General features: G+C 30.8%; 1 pseudogene. It reads left to right on the forward strand.

Annotation, left to right across the window (positions count from 1 at the left end):
- Positions 1-458 (forward strand): annotated as a pseudogene (gene tarS, locus D7V93_RS44015) (poly(ribitol-phosphate) beta-N-acetylglucosaminyltransferase); the annotation flags it as partial.

Raw genomic sequence — 458 nt, forward strand, 5'->3', positions numbered from 1 at the left:
GTTTTAACATTATGTTAGAAGATATTAAAGCGTATTTACCTAAAGAAAAAATTTGGGATGTTTTCTTAGAAGTCCAAATAGGTACGGAAGTATTTGAAGTGCGTGTTGGTAATCAACGTAATAAATATGCATATACTGCAGAAACAAGTGCATTAATTCATTTGAATAATGATTTTTATAGATTAACACCGTATTTCACAACAGACTTTAATAACATTTCGTTATACTTTACAGCTATTACATTAACGGATTCAATCTCAATGAAGTTAAAAGGTAAGAACAAAATCATTTTAACTGGTCTGGATCGTGGTTATGTATTTGAAGAAGGTATGGCTAGTGTCGTGCTAAAAGACGACATGATTGTGGGAATGTTAAGCCAAACGTCAGAAAACGAAGTGGAAATCTTACTTAGTAAAGATATTAAGAAGCGAGACTTCAAAAATATTGTTAAGTTAAAC

The organism is Corallococcus llansteffanensis (genome assembly GCF_003612055.1).
Lineage (GTDB): Bacteria > Myxococcota > Myxococcia > Myxococcales > Myxococcaceae > Corallococcus > Corallococcus llansteffanensis.